16 protein-coding genes are annotated in these 16,005 nt (G+C 64.5%); all 16 read right to left on the reverse strand.

Annotated features, from left to right (window positions below; genetic code table 11):
* Window positions 1-2 precede the first annotated feature (2 nt).
* The 16 genes from R2C4_RS15830 to R2C4_RS21395 all read right to left on the reverse strand — a co-directional run bounded on the left by R2C4_RS15830 (window position 3) and on the right by R2C4_RS21395 (window position 15,619).
* Entirely contained in the window at window positions 3-671 is a 669-nt protein-coding gene (locus R2C4_RS15830; RefSeq protein WP_141891392.1) for an HAD family hydrolase, read from the reverse strand.
* Entirely contained in the window at window positions 668-1,714 is a 1,047-nt protein-coding gene (locus tag R2C4_RS15835; protein WP_141891393.1) for an RluA family pseudouridine synthase, read from the reverse strand. Before R2C4_RS15835 ends, R2C4_RS15830 begins: the two co-directional genes overlap by 4 nt.
* Window positions 1,711-2,091: a fluoride efflux transporter CrcB gene (crcB, locus tag R2C4_RS15840; protein ID WP_141891394.1), complete on the reverse strand. Its 381-nt coding sequence runs from the start codon at window positions 2,089-2,091 to the stop codon at window positions 1,711-1,713. Before crcB ends, R2C4_RS15835 begins: the two co-directional genes overlap by 4 nt.
* A 144-nt stretch (window positions 2,092-2,235) precedes the next feature.
* A complete protein-coding gene (locus R2C4_RS15845; protein ID WP_141891395.1) occupies window positions 2,236-3,558 on the reverse strand; it encodes a replication-associated recombination protein A in 1,323 nt (440 codons plus the stop codon).
* Window positions 3,558-4,949, reverse strand: coding sequence for a trypsin-like peptidase domain-containing protein (locus R2C4_RS15850; RefSeq protein WP_141891396.1), 1,392 nt, complete (start codon window positions 4,947-4,949; stop codon window positions 3,558-3,560). The genes R2C4_RS15845 and R2C4_RS15850 overlap by 1 nt, the downstream gene beginning before the upstream one ends.
* Before the next feature lie 275 nt (window positions 4,950-5,224).
* Window positions 5,225-6,304, reverse strand: coding sequence for a 3-deoxy-7-phosphoheptulonate synthase (locus R2C4_RS15855; protein WP_141891397.1), 1,080 nt, complete (start codon window positions 6,302-6,304; stop codon window positions 5,225-5,227).
* 279 nt (window positions 6,305-6,583) lie between these two features.
* Window positions 6,584-8,986, reverse strand: coding sequence for a CHASE3 domain-containing protein (locus tag R2C4_RS15860; RefSeq protein WP_244940738.1), 2,403 nt, complete (start codon window positions 8,984-8,986; stop codon window positions 6,584-6,586).
* Between the two features lie 172 nt (window positions 8,987-9,158).
* Window positions 9,159-9,587, reverse strand: coding sequence for a 50S ribosomal protein L17 (gene rplQ, locus R2C4_RS15865; RefSeq protein ID WP_058285602.1), 429 nt, complete (start codon window positions 9,585-9,587; stop codon window positions 9,159-9,161).
* A gap of 143 nt (window positions 9,588-9,730) precedes the next feature.
* On the reverse strand, window positions 9,731-10,747 hold the full coding sequence (locus tag R2C4_RS15870; RefSeq protein WP_058285601.1) for a DNA-directed RNA polymerase subunit alpha: 1,017 nt from the start codon (window positions 10,745-10,747) through the stop codon (window positions 9,731-9,733).
* Window positions 10,748-10,860: 113 nt separating this feature from the next.
* Window positions 10,861-11,250, reverse strand: coding sequence for a 30S ribosomal protein S11 (gene rpsK / locus R2C4_RS15875; protein WP_008553560.1), 390 nt, complete (start codon window positions 11,248-11,250; stop codon window positions 10,861-10,863).
* 14 nt (window positions 11,251-11,264) lie between these two features.
* On the reverse strand, window positions 11,265-11,633 hold the full coding sequence (rpsM, locus tag R2C4_RS15880) for a 30S ribosomal protein S13 (RefSeq protein ID WP_008557298.1): 369 nt from the start codon (window positions 11,631-11,633) through the stop codon (window positions 11,265-11,267).
* Window positions 11,634-11,857: 224 nt separating this feature from the next.
* Window positions 11,858-12,253 carry a hypothetical protein gene (locus R2C4_RS15885; protein WP_141891399.1) on the reverse strand — a complete coding sequence of 132 codons (396 nt, stop codon included), beginning with the start codon at window positions 12,251-12,253 and terminating at the stop codon, window positions 11,858-11,860.
* Window positions 12,254-12,324: 71 nt separating this feature from the next.
* Window positions 12,325-12,972 (reverse strand): adenylate kinase, encoded by a 648-nt coding sequence (locus tag R2C4_RS15890; protein WP_058285599.1) that lies wholly within the window; start codon window positions 12,970-12,972, stop codon window positions 12,325-12,327.
* Window positions 12,969-14,333, reverse strand: a complete 1,365-nt coding sequence (gene secY / locus R2C4_RS15895; protein ID WP_141891400.1) for a preprotein translocase subunit SecY — start codon at window positions 14,331-14,333, stop codon at window positions 12,969-12,971. The genes R2C4_RS15890 and secY overlap by 4 nt, the downstream gene beginning before the upstream one ends.
* Window positions 14,334-14,443: 110 nt before the next feature.
* Window positions 14,444-14,914, reverse strand: a complete 471-nt coding sequence (rplO, locus tag R2C4_RS15900) for a 50S ribosomal protein L15 (RefSeq protein ID WP_008554905.1) — start codon at window positions 14,912-14,914, stop codon at window positions 14,444-14,446.
* 135 nt (window positions 14,915-15,049) lie between these two features.
* Window positions 15,050-15,619: a T4SS efffector SepA family protein gene (locus tag R2C4_RS21395; RefSeq protein ID WP_244940739.1), complete on the reverse strand. Its 570-nt coding sequence runs from the start codon at window positions 15,617-15,619 to the stop codon at window positions 15,050-15,052.
* Window positions 15,620-16,005: the final 386 nt, after the last annotated feature.

Here is a 16,005-nt window from a genome sequence, read left to right on the forward strand (position 1 = left end):
TCTTAGCCTCTCCAGATCTCTGCCAGCAGCGGGCGCAGCTCCGCGAAATCGCGGATCAGGTAATCGGCGCCCAATGTCTCTGCCGGATGATAGCCCCAGGGCACGGCGATGGTGGTGACCCCCGCTGCGCGCCCCATTTCAATGTCAAACCGCGTGTCGCCGATCATCACGGTGCTGCCGCGCTCCACCCCGGTCTCCGCCATCGCCGCCAGGATCATCGAGGGATGCGGTTTCGAGGGATGGTGATCCGCCACCTGCCGGGTCACGAAACAGGTCAGCCCATGCGCCGCGATCAGCGCGTCAACGCCGCGCTGGGATTTGCCGGTGGCAACCCCCAGCAGGTATTCCGGCACCTCGTTCAGCTCCGCCAGCATCTCCAGCGTGCCGGGGTAGAGCGGCGAATGCGCTGCCCCTGCCGCCTCGCGCGCCAGCATGTAGGAAGACTTGTAGCCCTCCACCAGCGCTTCAACGGTGGCGGCATCCTCAGCCGGCGCCAGCTCCCGCATCGCCAGCGGCAGCGACAGGCCCACAATCGACAGGATCGCCTCGCGCGGCGGCACCGTCAGGCCCACACCCTCGAACGCCTCCGCCATCGCGCCGGTGATCGCGCCTTGGCTGTCCGCCAGGGTGCCATCGACATCAAACAGGATCAGCCGCAGCGGTGCGCTCACTTCAGGTCCTCAAACGGATCGTCCGCCGCCAGGTCCTCGCTCCAGCCGAAGGTCTCCCAGCTTTCCTTCATATGCTCCGGCAGCGGTGCCACCACCGAAACCGGCTTGCGCGTCACCGGGTGCTCAAATACCATCCGGCGCGCGTGCAGATGCAGCTTCTTGGAGATCACTCCGCCGATCTGCGCACCCCAGCCGTCGCCCAGGTTCTCCTGCCCCGAGCCGCCGTATTTGCCGTCACCGGCAATAGGATGGCCCATGCCCGACATATGCGCCCGCAGCTGGTGGGTGCGCCCGGTGATCGGCTCCATCGCCACCCAGGCGGCGCGGCTGGCCACACGGTACAGCGTGGCATACAGCGTATGCGCCCGCTTGGCGCCCGGCGTGTCGTCGATGTCGCGCGGATGCACGTTGATCATCTTCTCGCCTTCGCCGGACTTGCCGTGGCCCGGCGCCTTCACCAGCCCGTTCTTGATCTCGCCCAGATAGGGCGTCGGCACGCCAGCCACCAAGGCCCAGTAAATCTTGCGGGTGTTCTTGTGGCGGAAGGCGGCGGTCAGCGCCTGCGCCGCCTTGCGGTTGCGCGCCAGCACCAGCACGCCGGAGGTGTCCTTGTCGATCCGGTGCACCAGCTTGGGCTTTTCCTCCAGCCCGAACTTCAACGCCTCGGCCAGCCCGTCCACATGCTTTGTGGTACCGGAACCGCCCTGCACCGCCAGCCCTGCGGGCTTGTTCAGCACGATCACATCATCGTCGCGGTAGATGACGCAGGACTGGATCATTTTGGCATCCGCATCCGAGATTTTCATCGCGCGCGGCTCGGCCGGTTTCAGGTCGCTGTCCGCCAGCGGCGGCACCCGCACCACCTGCCCCGCCTCGACGCGGCTGCTGGCCTTCACCCGTGCGCCATCCAGCCGCAGCTCGCCCTTGCGGCACATCTTCTCGATGCGGCCCTGGTTCACATGCGGAAACAGCCGCCGCAGCCAGCGGTCGATGCGCTGGCCGCCATCGTCTTCGCTGACGGTAATCATCTGAACGCCGCTCATGCGAACACTCCCCTTGCGGCCATCAGGCCGAGAAACAGACCGCCGACCGACAGGCCCACGGACAAAACTACATAGAGCGCCGCCTGCCCGAAGGCGCCGCGCTCGATCAGGTTGGCGGTCTCCAGCGAGAACGCCGAGAAGGTGGTGAACCCGCCCAGAAGCCCGGTCATCACCAACGGGCTCAGATGGGTCAGCCCGCGCATCGCGGCGGCCACCACAAACACCCCCATCAGGAAGGAGCCGATCACGTTCACGGTGATCACCGCCACCGGGAAATCGTGATGCCCCAGCAGGCGGATGATGCCCAGCCCGGCCAGATAACGGCATACCGCCCCGATTGCGCCGCCGACCGCGACCATGGAAACCGAAAAAATCATCCCAGTCCTGTCGCCGGCGCAGGCAGGGATGTCAAGTTTTGCCCGTGTTGCAAGGGCTGCAGAGCTGCCACTGCAACGCCCGCCCTTTCATCTTTCCCGAAATACGCCCGCCGGAGGCAGCGGCTTTCCCCGGGGAAAGCCGCCTTATTTGTTCCGCTTCAGCCTGAGATTCGCGAAATAGTCATTCCGCCGTTTCAGCTCACGCTCGAACCCCCGCTCCACCGGCTGATACAGCACCGGGCGCTTCACCCCGTCGGGGAAGTAATTCTGGCCGGAGAACCCGTCCTCCGCGTCGTGGTCATAGGCATAGCCCTCGCCATAGCCCTGCTCCGCCATCAGCTTGGTCGGCGCGTTCAGGATGTGCTTGGGCGGCGGCGCGCTGCCGGTCTGCTTGGCCAGCCGCCGGGCCGCCTTGATGCCCACGTAAACCGCGTTGGATTTCGGCGCCAGCGCCAGGTAGACCGCGGCATTCGCGAGCGCCAGCTCGCCCTCCGGGCTGCCAAGGCGCTCATAGGTCTGCCAGGCATTGAGGCAGACGGTATTGGCCTGCGGGTCGGCCATGCCGATGTCCTCGGTCGACATCATCGTCAGCCGCCGGGCCAGAAACCGCGGATCCTCACCGCCCTCCAGCATCCGCCCCAGCCAGTAAAGCGCGGCATCCGGATCGGAGCCGCGGATGGACTTATGCAAGGCGGAGATCAGGTTGTAATGCTCGTCGCCGGACTTGTCGAACTTGGCCGCCCGGCGCATCAGCCGGTTTGACAGCGCCTCGCGCCCCAAGGGTGCCTCCACCTTCCACGCGGCCACTTGCTCGATGAGGTTCAGCAGCGCCCGGCCGTCGCCATCGGCCATCTCGTGCAGCGCATCGCGGGCATCGCCCGACAGCGGCAGGGCGCGGCCCAGCTCCTTCTCGGCGCGCTGGGTCAGGCGCTCCAGATCACCCAGCGACAGCCGCTCCAGCACCAGCACCTGGCTGCGGCTGAGCACAGCGGCATTGAGTTCAAACGAGGGGTTTTCCGTCGTCGCCCCAACCAAGAGGATGGTGCCATCCTCCATATGCGGCAGGAAGCCGTCCTGCTGGGCCTTGTTGAAGCGGTGGATCTCATCCACGAACAACAGCGTGCCCTGCCCGTTCTGGCGGCGGATCTTTGCGGCCTCGAACACCTTCCTGAGTTCCGGAACGCCGGTGAAGATCGCCGAGATCTGCACGAAATGCAGGTCGGTTTCCTTGGCCAGCAGCCGCGCGATGGTGGTCTTGCCCACCCCCGGCGGCCCCCAGAAGATCAGCGACGACAGCGAGCCGGAGGCCAGCATCACCCCCAAGGGCGCTTCTGGCCCCAGCACCTGTTCCTGGCCGATCACCTCACTCAGCGACTGCGGCCGCAGCCGGTCGGCCAGCGGCCGGTTCGGCGCGGGCTGCTGCGCAGCGGCGTCCGCGGACGCGGGGCTGCCGAACAGATCCGCCATCAGAGCCGGAACCTCAGCGCCATGCGGCGGCCGTGCCGGTTCAGGTCCAGCTGGATCCAGCGGCCGCTGCCTGCAAGAATTGCATAAACGTCATCGGTGCTGGCCACTGCCTGGCCATTCACTGCCAGCAGCTGGTCGCCCGCCTGCACGCCGCCGCGCCCGGCATAGGGGCCGGGGTCGGTGACCACCACGCCCTCCGCCGACAGGGGCAGGCCGAGGCGGGCGATCACCTGGGGATTGACCCGCGCCACGGTCAGCCCGGGCAGCGCGGTTTTCTCATCCAGCTGCACCGGGTTGGCGGGCGGCTGGTCGGGCGCCACGATCATCGGCACCTCGATCTCCTCCCGTTCGCCGCCGCGCAGGCGGGTGATGACGGACATATCGCCAAGCCCCGCCACCGACATGCGGAACACCATTTCCGAGGGCGAATTCACCACCTCGCCGTCCACATGGGTGATCACGTCGCCCGCCCGGAACCCCGCCTTGGCAAAGGGGCTTTCGGCGTGCAGATCCGAAACCACCATGCCCTCCGGCAGGTCCATCCCGAGAGAGGCCGCCAGATCCGCATCCACCGGCTGGCCCGCCATGCCCGCCCAGGGGCGCTGAAACTCTTCCGCGCCGCTGCGGGCCTGCGCGACGAATTCCTTCACCAGGTTGGCAGGAATCGCAAAGCCAATGCCGTTGGAGCCGCCGGAGCGGGACAGGATGCGGGTGTTAATGCCAATGAGGTCGCCATTGACGTCGATCAGCGCGCCGCCGGAGTTGCCCGGATTGATCGGGGCGTCGGTCTGGATGTAATAGCCAAAGCCATCGCCCGCCCCCATGCCGGTGCGCGCCAGCCCCGAGATGATGCCGCTGCTGACGGTCTGCCCCACCCCGAACGGGTTGCCGATCGCCAGCGCCAGCTCGCCCACCTGCACCTCATCACTGTTGCGCAGGTCCAGATGCGGCAGGCCTTCGGCCTCTTCCAGCTGCAGGATCGCCAGGTCGCTGGCCTTGTCGCCCAGGATCACCCGCGCATTGTATTCGCGCCGGTCTGCGGTCACCACGCGGATTTCGGTGGCGCTGCCGACGACATGGTAATTGGAGACCACGATGCCGTCCGCCGACAGGATCACCCCGGAGCCGAGCGAGTTTTCCACCCGCGGCTGCGGCTCGGCAAAGCCGCGGAAGAAATCATCGAAGAACGGATCGTTCATGAACGGCGAGCGGCGGCGCTGCTGCACCTGGCGCACCACCTTGGCGTAAATATTCACCACCGCCGGCGCCGCCTCCTTGACCAGCGGCGCAAACCCCAGCGCGATCTCCGCCTGGCTTTGCGGCACTCGGGTCTCAGCGGCGGCAGGCAGGGCAAGAACGATGGCAAGGGCAGTGAGCGCGGGACGGATCATGTGGACTCCAGCAAGTGTTGCCCGAAGGATATGCGGAGTGCGCGCGCGGATTGCAAGGCGGCAGGCGGCCCGGGCCGCACCGCGGCGGAGGGGCGCTGCCCCGCAGGCCAGAGGAAAGAGGGGCGCTGCCCCTCTTGGCCTCACGGCCAATTCACCCCGGGATATTTGGGGCCAGATGAAGCAAGCGGCCGAAAACGGCTCCGGCCCTTCATCTTTCCCGAAATACTCCCCGCCGGAGGCACGCGCCGCAAGGCGCGTCCCCCCTTTTAACGGCCTCAGGCCTCGGCCAGCTCCCGCTGCGCGGCCACCGTGCGGCGCTTGGCGACCGCTGCGGCCAGATGCTCCAGCTCGGCCACGGTGTCCTCCCAGCCCAGGCAGCCGTCGGTGATGGACTGGCCGTAGGTCAGCTCTCCCTTGCCCAGGTCCTGGCGGCCCGCCACCAGGTGGCTTTCGACCATCACGCCGGTGATGCGGCTGTCGCCCGCGGCGATCTGGGCCGCCACATCGCGCAGCACGGCGGGCTGGCGCATCGGGTCCTTGCCGCTGTTGGCGTGGCTGGCGTCAATCATCACATGGCCGCGGATGCCGTCCTTCTCCGCCAGATTGCAGGCCGCATCGACCGAGGCCGCGTCATAATTGGTGCCGCCGCCGCCGCGCAGGATCAGATGGCCGTCGGGGTTGCCGCTGGTCGCGGCGATCGCCGCCCGCCCCGATTTCGCCAGCGCCATGAAATGATGCGGATGGGCCGCCGAGCGCACCGCGTCCACCGCGATCTGCACATTGCCGCGGGTGCCGTTCTTGAAGCCGACCGGGCAGCTGAGGCCGGAGGCCATCTCGCGGTGGATCTGGCTTTCGGTGGTGCGGGCGCCGATGGCGGCCCAGGCGACCAGATCGGAGATGTACTGCGGCACCGCGGTATCCAGGAACTCGGTCCCGACCGGCAGGCCCAGGGCGTTAATGTCCAGGCACAGGCGGCGCGCCAGCCCCAGCCCCTCGTTGATGCGGAAGGAGCCGTCGAGGCCGGGGTCGTTGATCAGCCCTTTCCAGCCGCTGATGGTGCGGGGCTTCTCGAAGTAGACCCGCATCACGATTTCCAGCTCGCCGGCCAGCCGTTCGCGCAGCGGCGCCAGGCGGCGGGCATAATCCATCGCCGCCTTGGGGTCATGCACCGAGCAGGGGCCGACGATGGCGATCACCCGGTCGCCGCGGCCGTGCAGCACGTCCTGGATCGCAGTGCGGCTGGCCAGCACAGTATCGGTCACCGCTGCCGTTGAAGGCAGCTGCGCGGCGAGGTCTTCGGGCGAGATCAGTTCCTGCATTCCGGTGATGCGGAGGTTTTCGGTCTGGGGCGTCATGGGTTTGTTTCCTTGGCGGGGGCCCTGGGCGCTGCGGCGGATACAAAAAAACCGCCTGCGGGCTGCGGGCGGTTGGTGGTATCCTGGTGCGTTCCGATCCTGGTTTTCAGAATGCGCTGACCCCTCCGTCCGCCGTGTGGCGCGGATAAAAGAAATACCAGAATGCGGCGTAAGTGCGGGTCATGGGCCGGACGCTAGCGGAGATTCGCCCCCCTGTCACCCCGGAAAATGGCAACAGGCCCTCCGCGCGGGAGGGCCTGCTTTGCCGGCTGGGGCGGGTCAGAAATCCTGCCACAGATCGCGGGCGGCATTGCCCTCTGCCGCGGGCATGGCTGCGGCGGGCAGCGGGCTGGCCTCGATCTCCCAGTCATCGCCGCCGTGGGCAGACGGCGCCGGCGCCGCCGGGGCGGCAGGCGCGGCGGCGCTGCCGTCCACCTGGAAGCGCGCCACCAGCTCGGCCAGCTTGATCGCATCGGTGTTCAGCATGTGGCCTGCGGCGGTGGCCTGCTCGACCATCGCCGCGTTCTGCTGGGTCACCTGGTCCAGCTGGGTCACACCGGTGTTGATCTCATGCAGGCCGGTGGATTGCTCCGCTGCGCCCTCGGCGATCTCCGACACCAGCTGCGAGATATGGCTGACCCGGCCGGCGATAGACTGCAGCGCCTGGCCGGCGCGGCCGACCAGATCCACGCCTTCCGCCACCTGGCGCGAGCTGTCGCCAATCAGCGCCTTGATTTCCATCGCCGCATCCGAGGAGCGCTGCGCCAGGGCGCGCACCTCGCTGGCGACGACCGCAAAGCCGCGGCCCGCCTCGCCCGCGCGGGCGGCCTCGACGCCGGCATTCAGCGCCAGCAGGTTGGTCTGGAAGGCGATGTCGTCGATCACCGAGATGATCTGCGAGATCTTGTTGGAGCTGTCCTCGATGCCGCTCATCGCGGTCACCGCGTCCTGCACCACCTCGCCGCTGCTTTCGGCCTCCTGGCGGGCCTCCCGCACCGTGGTCTCGACGTTGCGCGCCCCTTCCGCTGCCGAGCGCACGCTGGCGGTCAGCTCGTCGATGGCGGCGGCGGTCTCCTCCAGCGTCGCGGCCTGGCTTTCGGTGCGGTGCGACAGGTCGTCGGAGGCCTGGCTGATCTCGGCGGCACCATTGCGGATGCTGGCCGAGGCGCCGATCACCTCCTGCACGGTGGCGGTGAGGTTGTCGATGGAGCCGTTGAAGTCCGCCCGCAGCTGCTCGTACTCCTCCGGGAAGGAGTCTTCGATGCGGATGGTCAGATCGCCGTGCGACAGCCGGGACAGGCGCTCGCTCAGCTCCTGCACCACGCCGGCCAGCTCCGCGTCCTTGCTTTGCGCCTTCTGCTGTTCGGCTTCCTGCATCCGCACCAGCTCGTCGCGGAACTTCTCCAGCGCGCGGGCCATGTCGCCGACTTCGTCGCCGCGCTCCTGGCCGTGGATCTCCACTGCATTGTTGCCTTCGGCCAGTCCGCGCATCGACACCACGATGCGGCGGATGCCGGACGCGATGCCGGAGCTGGTGACCAGCGCCATCACCGCGCCGATCAGAATCGCCGCGCCGATGGCTGCGGGAATCATGATCCGGGTTTGTGCTGCGATCTCGTCGCTGGCGGCGCGGCGGGCGGCCATGGTCTCAGCGCCGCGGGCCTGCAGCGAGGCCAGGGTTTCGCGGAAGCGGTCGAAATACGCCTTGCCCTGCCCTTCGGCAACCCGGTCGGCCATGTCGTCCATGGTGGCGGCGCTGCCGATGACCCGGCGCAGCTGCAGCATCGGTACCACCACGTCATTGCGCCAGTTGCCGATGATCTCTGCCACCGCATTCAGGCGGTTGGTCTGCATCAGCTTGTCGGTGAAGGCCAACCGCAGGTCTGCCAGGATCTCGTTGAAGCGCTCGTTGCCTTCCATATAGGGGTCCAGAAACGCCCGGTCGCCCGCCAGCAGGAAGCCGCGCACGCCGGTTTCCATGTCGACGGCGGCGGCCAGCAGGTCCTTGGCGGTGCTGATCACCTCATGGGCCTTTTCCACCTCTTCCAGCGAGGCGCTCAGATAGTCCGGATCGGCGATCCCGGCATTGACCAGCGAGGAGAAGATGTTGCGGCGGTTGGCAAGCTCCACCTCCTCGTCCGCGATGATCTTGCCGACTTCGGCGCGGAACTCATCAAACAGGACCCGGCCCTTGGACTTCTTCACCGCGTCCGCCATGTCGTTCATGCTCATGGCGTCGCCGATTTCGCGGCGCAGGTCGATGGCGCCAGCGGCCACGTTCTCCTGCCAGCCGGCCAGGATCTGTTCCGCCTCCTGCAGGTCCGCCAGCATTTGGGGATCGTCCGCCGCCAGAGCCTTGAGCGCCGTCAGCGCCTCTGCCAGATCGGCCTGGCCTGCCTCATAGGGCACCAGAAACTCTTCCCGCCCGGCCAGCAGGTAGCCGCGCAGCCCGGCTTCCATGTCCAGCGCCGCCACAGCCAGCGCTTGCGACTCGCTCAGGATCCGGCCGGTATGATCGACCGCCTTGGAGGTCTTCTCCATACGGCCCAGGTCCAGAACTGCCATCACGCCGACGCCAAGCACCAGCAGCAGCGGAAACAGGGCCACCGAAACGATTTTTGTCTTCGTACTGAGGTTTGCCAGGGAAAACCGCCTGGCTGCGGGAAGGTTCTTCTTTTTCATCACGACCGATCCGGAACTAAAGGGATACGGCAGTGAAATCAGAATAAAATTACGATTCTCTTTCGCACAAAAAGTGAATCCAAAACATCCGCAGATTGTCGTCGCGTCACGAAAAACCCCCGCTCCGGGGGAGCGGGGGCCAGACAGTCAAACCCGAAAGGGTCAGCGCGTCTTATTCTTCAGCTTCGGCGGCTGCTTCTTCTGCTGCCAGGCGGGCCTTGTCGGCGGCGCCTTTGGCGGAAACGTCGCGGTCGACGAACTCGATGATCGCCATCGGAGCCATGTCGCCATAGCGGAAGCCGGCCTTCAGGACACGGACATAGCCGCCCTGACGGTCCTTGTAGCGCGGGCCCAGAACCTCGAACAGTTTCGCGACGTCCTTGTCCTCTTTCAGCTTGGAAGCTGCCTGACGGCGGGCGTGCAGATCGCCGCGCTTCGCCAGAGTGATCAGTTTTTCAACGATCGGGCGCAGTTCTTTTGCTTTGGGCAGGGTGGTCTTGATCTGCTCGTGCTCGATCAGCGAGCCGGCCATGTTGGAGAACAGGGCCTTGCGGTGCTCATGAGTACGGTTCAGGCGGCGGTAACCACGTGCGTGACGCATTTTTCAGTTCCTTGTCTTGCGTTTTGCTTTGTCAGGCGGCTGATGCGTGTCAGCTGCTCTCCTTGGGGCAGGTGCCCGATTGTCCCCGGCCAAACCCGGGAATGTATCGGGGAGGACCTTGGCCCTCCCCTCAAAGACATGCCTTAGAAGCTGTCTTCGAACTTTTTGGCCAGATCTTCGATGTTGTCCGGCGGCCAGTCCTCGACGTCCATGCCAAGGTGCAGGCCCATGCCCGACAGCACTTCCTTGATCTCGTTCAGCGACTTGCGGCCGAAGTTCGGGGTGCGCAGCATCTCCGCTTCGGTCTTCTGGATCAGGTCGCCGATATAGACGATGTTGTCGTTCTTCAGGCAGTTTGCCGAACGCACAGACAGTTCCAGCTCGTCCACCTTCTTCAGCAGAAGCGGGTTGAACTCGAGACCATCGTCCTCGTCCTGGCGGCCAGCCGATTCCGGCTCGTCGAAGTTGACGAAGATGCCCAGCTGGTCCTGCAGGATGCGGGCAGCAAAGGCCACGGCGTCATCGGGGGTGATGGAGCCGTCGGTTTCCACCTTCATGGTCAGCTTGTCATAGTCCAGCACCTGGCCCTCACGGGTCGGCTGAACGTCATAGGAGACCTTCTTGACCGGCGAGTAGATCGCGTCGATCGGGATCAGGCCGATCGGTGCGTCTTCCGGCTTGTTCTTGTCTGCCGAGACATAGCCCTTGCCGGTGTTCACGGTCAGTTCCATGAACAGGTCGGCGCCGTCGTCCAGGTGGCAGATCACGTGATCGCGGTTCAGAACCTCGATGCCGGAGGTCTCAGCAATGTCGCCTGCGGTAACGACTGCCGGGCCCTTGGCATTGATCGACAGGCGCTTGGGGCCTTCGACTTCCATGCGCAGGGAGACCTGCTTGAGGTTCAGGATGATGTCGGTGACGTCTTCACGCACACCTGCGACGCTGGAAAACTCGTGCAGCACGTTGTCGATCTGCACGCTGGTGATGGCGGCGCCTTGCAGCGAGCTCATCAGCACGCGGCGCAGCGCGTTGCCCAGGGTCAGGCCGAAACCGCGTTCCAGCGGCTCTGCAACAACGGTTGCCTGGCGTGCAGGATCGTTGCCCGGCTTCACTTCCAGCTGTGCCGGCTTGATCAGCTCTGCCCAGTTCTTGTGGATCATGCGTTCCCTCCATTCCTGTCCTTGCCCCATGTCCGGAAGGCCAAGGACGCCCGAGGTTTAAATGACGCACTGGGGCCCTGCGAATCAAGCGGGGCCCCAGCAAAAAATGCGGATTAGACGCGGCGGCGCTTCGGCGGGCGGCAGCCATTGTGTGCGATCGGGGTCACATCACGGATCGAGGTGATGTTGAAACCGACAGCGGCCAGCGCGCGCAGCGCAGATTCACGGCCCGAACCGGGGCCCTGAACTTCGACTTCCAGGGTCTTCACACCGTGTTCCTGTGCCTTCTTGCCTGCATCTTCTGCAGCCATCTGAGCGGCATAGGGGGTCGATTTCCGCGAGCCTTTGAAGCCCATGGTGCCGGCCGACGACCAGGAGATCGCGTTGCCCTGCACGTCGGAGATCAGGATCTTGGTGTTGTTGAACGAAGAGTTCACGTGAGCAACGCCGGTGGCGATGTTCTTGCGCTCTTTACGCTTAATGCGGGATTTATCGCGTGCCATTGATCAAGCCTCCCTTACTTCTTCTTGCCGGCGATCGGCTTCGCCGGGCCCTTGCGGGTGCGGGCGTTGGTATGGGTACGCTGACCGCGGACCGGCAGGTTGCGGCGGTGGCGCAGGCCACGGTAGCAGCCGAGGTCCATCAGGCGCTTGATGTTCATCTGCACTTCACGGCGCAGGTCGCCTTCGACGGTGTAGTTGGCGTCGATGTGCTCGCGCACGGCCAGAACTTCAGCGTCGGACAGTTCGTTCACACGGCGGGTCGGGTCGATGCCAACGGCGTCGCAGATTGCTTTCGCCGAGGTGTTGCCGATACCGGTGATATAGGTGAGGGCGATGGGAACCCGCTTTGCAGTCGGGATGTTAACGCCGGCAATACGTGCCACGTGTCACTTTCCTTTTCGTTGCGGTTCCGTAACGCCGGAACCTTTTTTCACAACACTTGACCGTGGCAGTGTGGCCAGAGGGTCCAGCATTTCGAGGTGGTAAGGCAGACAGACGAATCCATCCGCCGGGAATCATTCCCAGAAGGGATGGGGTTGCCTATGTGGAATTGCCGCGGGGGTCAAGCCGTGATCTGCGAAAACGCCGCGGCTTGCCCCCTGCCCCGTCAGCTGCTGCAGGCAAAGAACCGCAGCGGCTCCGGCTCGCCCATCCAGATGGATACGGTGCCGGGCGCCTCCGGGTCCAGCACAACCGTGAACAGCTGCGGAAAATACTGCGGTCCGGGCAGCTCGCAGCGGCCTGCGTGGTCGGTTGCGCTGAAGGCGCGCTGGCCGAACCGGATGGGCGGCTGGAAGCTGCAGAAATACTCCAAAGAGCTGAAGCCGCTGCTGTCCAGGATCAGCCCGCCCTCTGCGGCGTAATCCAGCATCCCGTCCTCGCTGATCAGCACCCGGTCGCAGGCAGCGGCATCGTCAAGATAGAGCTGCTGCGCAGACAACGGGCCGGACAGGGCAATCATCGCGGCAAGCGCGGCTGGCAGTTGCAGATGGCGTGCGGGCATCGGGGCCTCCGGAAATGAAAATGCCCCGCACTGTTGCAGCACGGGGCATTTCGATCCGGTAAACCTCGGGTTTATTCGCCCATGATCCAGGCCATGTTCTTGCGCACTTCCTCGATCGAGGCGAGGCCGTCGATGCGCTGCAGATTGCCCTTGGCGTAGTAGTAGCCGATCAGCGGCGAGGTCTTCTTGTAATATTCCATCAGGCGGGTCTTGAGGCTGTCCTCATTGTCGTCCGCCCGGCGCTTGACCTCGGTGGAGCCGCAGTTGGCGCATTTGCCGTCCGCGGGCCAGGGTTTGGTCTGGTCGTGGTAGACCTCGCCGCAGCCGCCGCAGGTGGAGCGGCCGGTGATGCGGGCGACCAGCGCCTCGTCATCCACCTGCATCTCGATCACCGCGTCAAGCTTCAGGTCCATCTCATCGAGCAGCTTGGCCAGCGCGTCGGCCTGGGCCAGGGTGCGCGGAAAGCCGTCGAAGATAAAGCCGCCCTCGGCGCCGCCCTGCAGCTTCTCGCGGATCAGGCCGATCACGATCTGGTCGGTGACCAGCTTGCCCTCGGCCATGATGGCGGCAACCTTCTTGCCCATATCGGTGCCCGAGGTCTGGGCTTCGCGCAGCATGTCACCGGTGCTGAGCTGCACCATGCCGCGGCTTTCCACAAGATAGCGCGCCTGCGTGCCTTTGCCCGCACCAGGCGGGCCAAGGAGAATAATGTTGGTCATCGGCGAGAGGGTCCCCGTTTTGTCCGTTTCTTGTTGCGCCCGCGCAGCTGGCTCTTCTCGATAAGGCCCTCATACTGATGCGCGAGGAGGTGGCTTTGCACCTGCTGGATTGTGTCCATGGTGACGGATACCACAATCAGAACGGACGTGCCGCCAAAATATACGGGGATGGCGAATTGGCCGCGGAGGACCTCCGGCAGCAGGCAGACCAGCGCCAGATAGGCCGAGCCCAGAACCAGGATCCGGTTGACCACATATTCGATGTATTCGGCGGTCTTCTTGCCGGGGCGGATGCCGGGAACAAAGCCGTTCTGGTTCTTCAGGTTGTTCGCCACGTCCTCCGGCTTGAAGGAGACGTTGAAGGTGTAGAAATAGGCAAAGAACACGATCATCGCGACGAAGAACAGCAGGTACAGCGGCTGGCCGGGTCCGAAGTTCGCCAGCAGCCAGGACATCACCGGACCGGTCGCAGCGCCCGAGGAGAACGCCGAGATGGTGGTCGGCAGCAAGAGCAGCGAGGAGGCGAAAATCGCCGGGATCACGCCCGCCGGGTTCACCTTGACCGGCAGATGCGACGAGCCGCCGTCATAGACCTTCATGCCGACCTGGCGGCGCGGGTACTGGATGTGGATCTTGCGCAGCGCGCGCTCCATGAACACCACGAACATGATCACGGCCACGACCATCAGGATCACACCGATGATCACCGCCGGGCTGATCGCGCCGGAGCGGCCGGAGGCGAAGAACTGGGCAATCGCTGCCGGAACCTCGGCGATGATGCCGACGAAGATGATCAGCGAAATGCCGTTGCCGATGCCGCGCTGGGTGATCTGCTCGCCCAGCCACATCAGGAACATGGTGCCGCCGACCAGGGTGATCATGCAGGCCATGCGGAAATACATGCCCGGATCGGTCGCCAGGTCGCCCTGCTCCAGCGACACGGCGAGGCCATAGGCCTGCGCGGTCGCCAGCAGCACGGTGCCGTAGCGGGTGTACTGGTTGATCTTCTTGCGGCCCTGCTCGCCCTCTTTCTTGAGCTGCTCAAGCGCGGGCACCATCGAGGTCAGAAGCTGAACGATAATGGAGGCGGAGATATAGGGCATGATGCCGAGGGCAAAGATCCCCATCCGGCCAAGCGCGCCGCCGGTGAACATCGACACCATGCCGCCGATGCCCTGGCCTGCCTGCTCCATGAACTGGCGCAGGGCGGCTGCGTCGATGCCGGGAACCGGAATGAAGGTGCCCAGGCGGTAGACAATCAAAAGGCCGATGGTGAACAGGATGCGGTTGCGCAGATCCGTGGCCTTGCCAAGGGCAGCCCAGCTGGTGTTCGCCGCCATTTGTTCTGCTGCTGATACCATGAAAAGGTCTCTTCTTTAGCGAAACGCCGCCCGGAACCGTTTTCCGGCTCGGGCGGCGTTCTAGGAAAACTTAGGCCTATGTATGCGGCATTGGCGCCGCTCACAAGCCGTTACTCTGCGGCGGCTGCAGTTGCCACAGTCAGAGCGCCGCCAGCTTTTTCAACGGCCTCAACAGCGGCTTTCGACGCGCCGGTGACCGCGATGGTGGCTTTGGCGGTCAGTTCGCCTTTGGCCAGGACGCGGATGCCGTCCAGCTTGCGGCGGACCAGGCCGGATGCGACCAGCGAATCTTCGGTGATTTCGGCTGCGTCCAGCTTGCCTGCGTCGATGAATTTCTGGATCAGGCCCAGGTTCACAACGGCGTATGCCTTGCGGTTCGGCTTGTTGAAGCCGCGCTTGGGCAGACGCTGGTAGAGCGGCATCTGGCCGCCTTCGTAGCCATTGATCGAGACGCCCGAACGGGATTTCTGGCCCTTGATACCACGGCCGCCCATTTTACCTTTGCCGGAACCCGGGCCACGGGCCACACGGGTGCGTTTCTTGGCGGCGCCGGGATTGTCGCGCAGTTCGTGAAGTTTCATGTCGCTTCTCCTTGCCGGATGCGGGCCCCGAAGCGTGATGGCCCGACCGCGGCTTTTCTTGATTGGTGATTCCGTGGCGCAGGACGCCACCGGGTGCCTATAGACGGGTTGGGGCGGGGGATCAAGGTCCCAGTATCATCCCGAGGCCTTCGCTTTAACACGCATCAAGCCATGCTCTCCGGGGTGACGCGCTTTCGCGTTATCTCGCCAAACAAAGTCTACCCAAACCTCAATATTCCATTTTTTGGCAAGCCTAGCGGCTTCGCGCCAAGCATCCGGAGCCGATTGGCCTTGAACTGATATTCCTAGCTCGGGAATGAATTTATAACCTTGGTCCTCATACTCTCGATCTTTAGAGTTGATATTCAATTCCCGAACCAAGGCTCGCCCTTTTATTCCTTGCGCTGAGATCACTTCGATTACTTTTAATAGGACCTTGGCCCAGGTTGGCTGTTCCAAGTAGCTTTCACCAATTCGGGCCGAAAGGACGCGCGTGAAGGCCAAGGCAGACGCTTCACCTTCAGGTAAGATAACTTTTGCCTCGCCACCCTGCTCGATTATGGGGGTATCTCGCACTAAATCTAAAGCAGACATCTTCTCCTTAACGAGCGCTTCAATAGTTTTTGAAGGCGTATCGACTTCGATCCATTTCGACAGCGTCTTGAGGTCAACTAAGGTTGCATCGCTAATTCTGACAACAGGCATTTTGGACTCCCAGATGGTATGTTACATAATCAATATGCTCACCCGCCTTGAATATCAAGGAGATATGTTACATGTGCACGCCGACTGACCGCCAAGGCCCCTGCCCTGCCGGTTTCGCTCTAAAATGCCTGCCTGCCTCTGCTTCCGTTCCGCTGCTGGCCGTCCGTTAAAGGGTGGCGGCGCCGCCGGGGTGGAGATGGGATGGGGGTGTCCCCATGCGAAAACGCGTCTGCGTGCTCCGGCTGCCACGCCGGAGCCCAGTTCCAGGTGCCGGGGGTGTCAGGCCCGGCGGGTGATCATGACCGGGGATGATCCTGCCAGAGCCGGGTTAAATCCCCGTAGGCGGGGCGTACGGCGGGTGCGCAACGGGTGTTTTGACCTTTCAC

The sequence above is a fragment of the Leisingera aquaemixtae genome, from assembly GCF_006740765.1.
Lineage (GTDB): Bacteria > Pseudomonadota > Alphaproteobacteria > Rhodobacterales > Rhodobacteraceae > Leisingera > Leisingera aquaemixtae.

Excerpts from the sequence above, each read along its gene's own strand:
- R2C4_RS15845 (WP_141891395.1), bottom strand. The coding sequence starts at position 3,558 with ATGGCGGATCTGTTCGGCAGCCCCGCGTCCGCGGACGCCGCTGCGCAG.
- rpsK (WP_008553560.1), bottom strand. The coding sequence starts at position 11,250 with ATGGCACGCGATAAATCCCGCATTAAGCGTAAAGAGCGCAAGAACATC.
- R2C4_RS15870 (WP_058285601.1), bottom strand. The coding sequence starts at position 10,747 with ATGATCCACAAGAACTGGGCAGAGCTGATCAAGCCGGCACAGCTGGAA.
- R2C4_RS15860 (WP_244940738.1), bottom strand. The coding sequence starts at position 8,986 with ATGAAAAAGAAGAACCTTCCCGCAGCCAGGCGGTTTTCCCTGGCAAAC.
- rplQ (WP_058285602.1), bottom strand. The coding sequence starts at position 9,587 with ATGCGTCACGCACGTGGTTACCGCCGCCTGAACCGTACTCATGAGCAC.
- R2C4_RS15855 (WP_141891397.1), bottom strand. The coding sequence starts at position 6,304 with ATGACGCCCCAGACCGAAAACCTCCGCATCACCGGAATGCAGGAACTG.
- R2C4_RS15835 (WP_141891393.1), bottom strand. The coding sequence starts at position 1,714 with ATGAGCGGCGTTCAGATGATTACCGTCAGCGAAGACGATGGCGGCCAG.
- secY (WP_141891400.1), bottom strand. The coding sequence starts at position 14,333 with ATGGTATCAGCAGCAGAACAAATGGCGGCGAACACCAGCTGGGCTGCC.
- R2C4_RS15885 (WP_141891399.1), bottom strand. The coding sequence starts at position 12,253 with ATGCCCGCACGCCATCTGCAACTGCCAGCCGCGCTTGCCGCGATGATT.
- crcB (WP_141891394.1), bottom strand. The coding sequence starts at position 2,091 with ATGATTTTTTCGGTTTCCATGGTCGCGGTCGGCGGCGCAATCGGGGCG.
- R2C4_RS15890 (WP_058285599.1), bottom strand. The coding sequence starts at position 12,972 with ATGACCAACATTATTCTCCTTGGCCCGCCTGGTGCGGGCAAAGGCACG.
- rplO (WP_008554905.1), bottom strand. The coding sequence starts at position 14,914 with ATGAAACTTCACGAACTGCGCGACAATCCCGGCGCCGCCAAGAAACGC.
- R2C4_RS15850 (WP_141891396.1), bottom strand. The coding sequence starts at position 4,949 with ATGATCCGTCCCGCGCTCACTGCCCTTGCCATCGTTCTTGCCCTGCCT.
- R2C4_RS21395 (WP_244940739.1), bottom strand. The coding sequence starts at position 15,619 with ATGCCTGTTGTCAGAATTAGCGATGCAACCTTAGTTGACCTCAAGACG.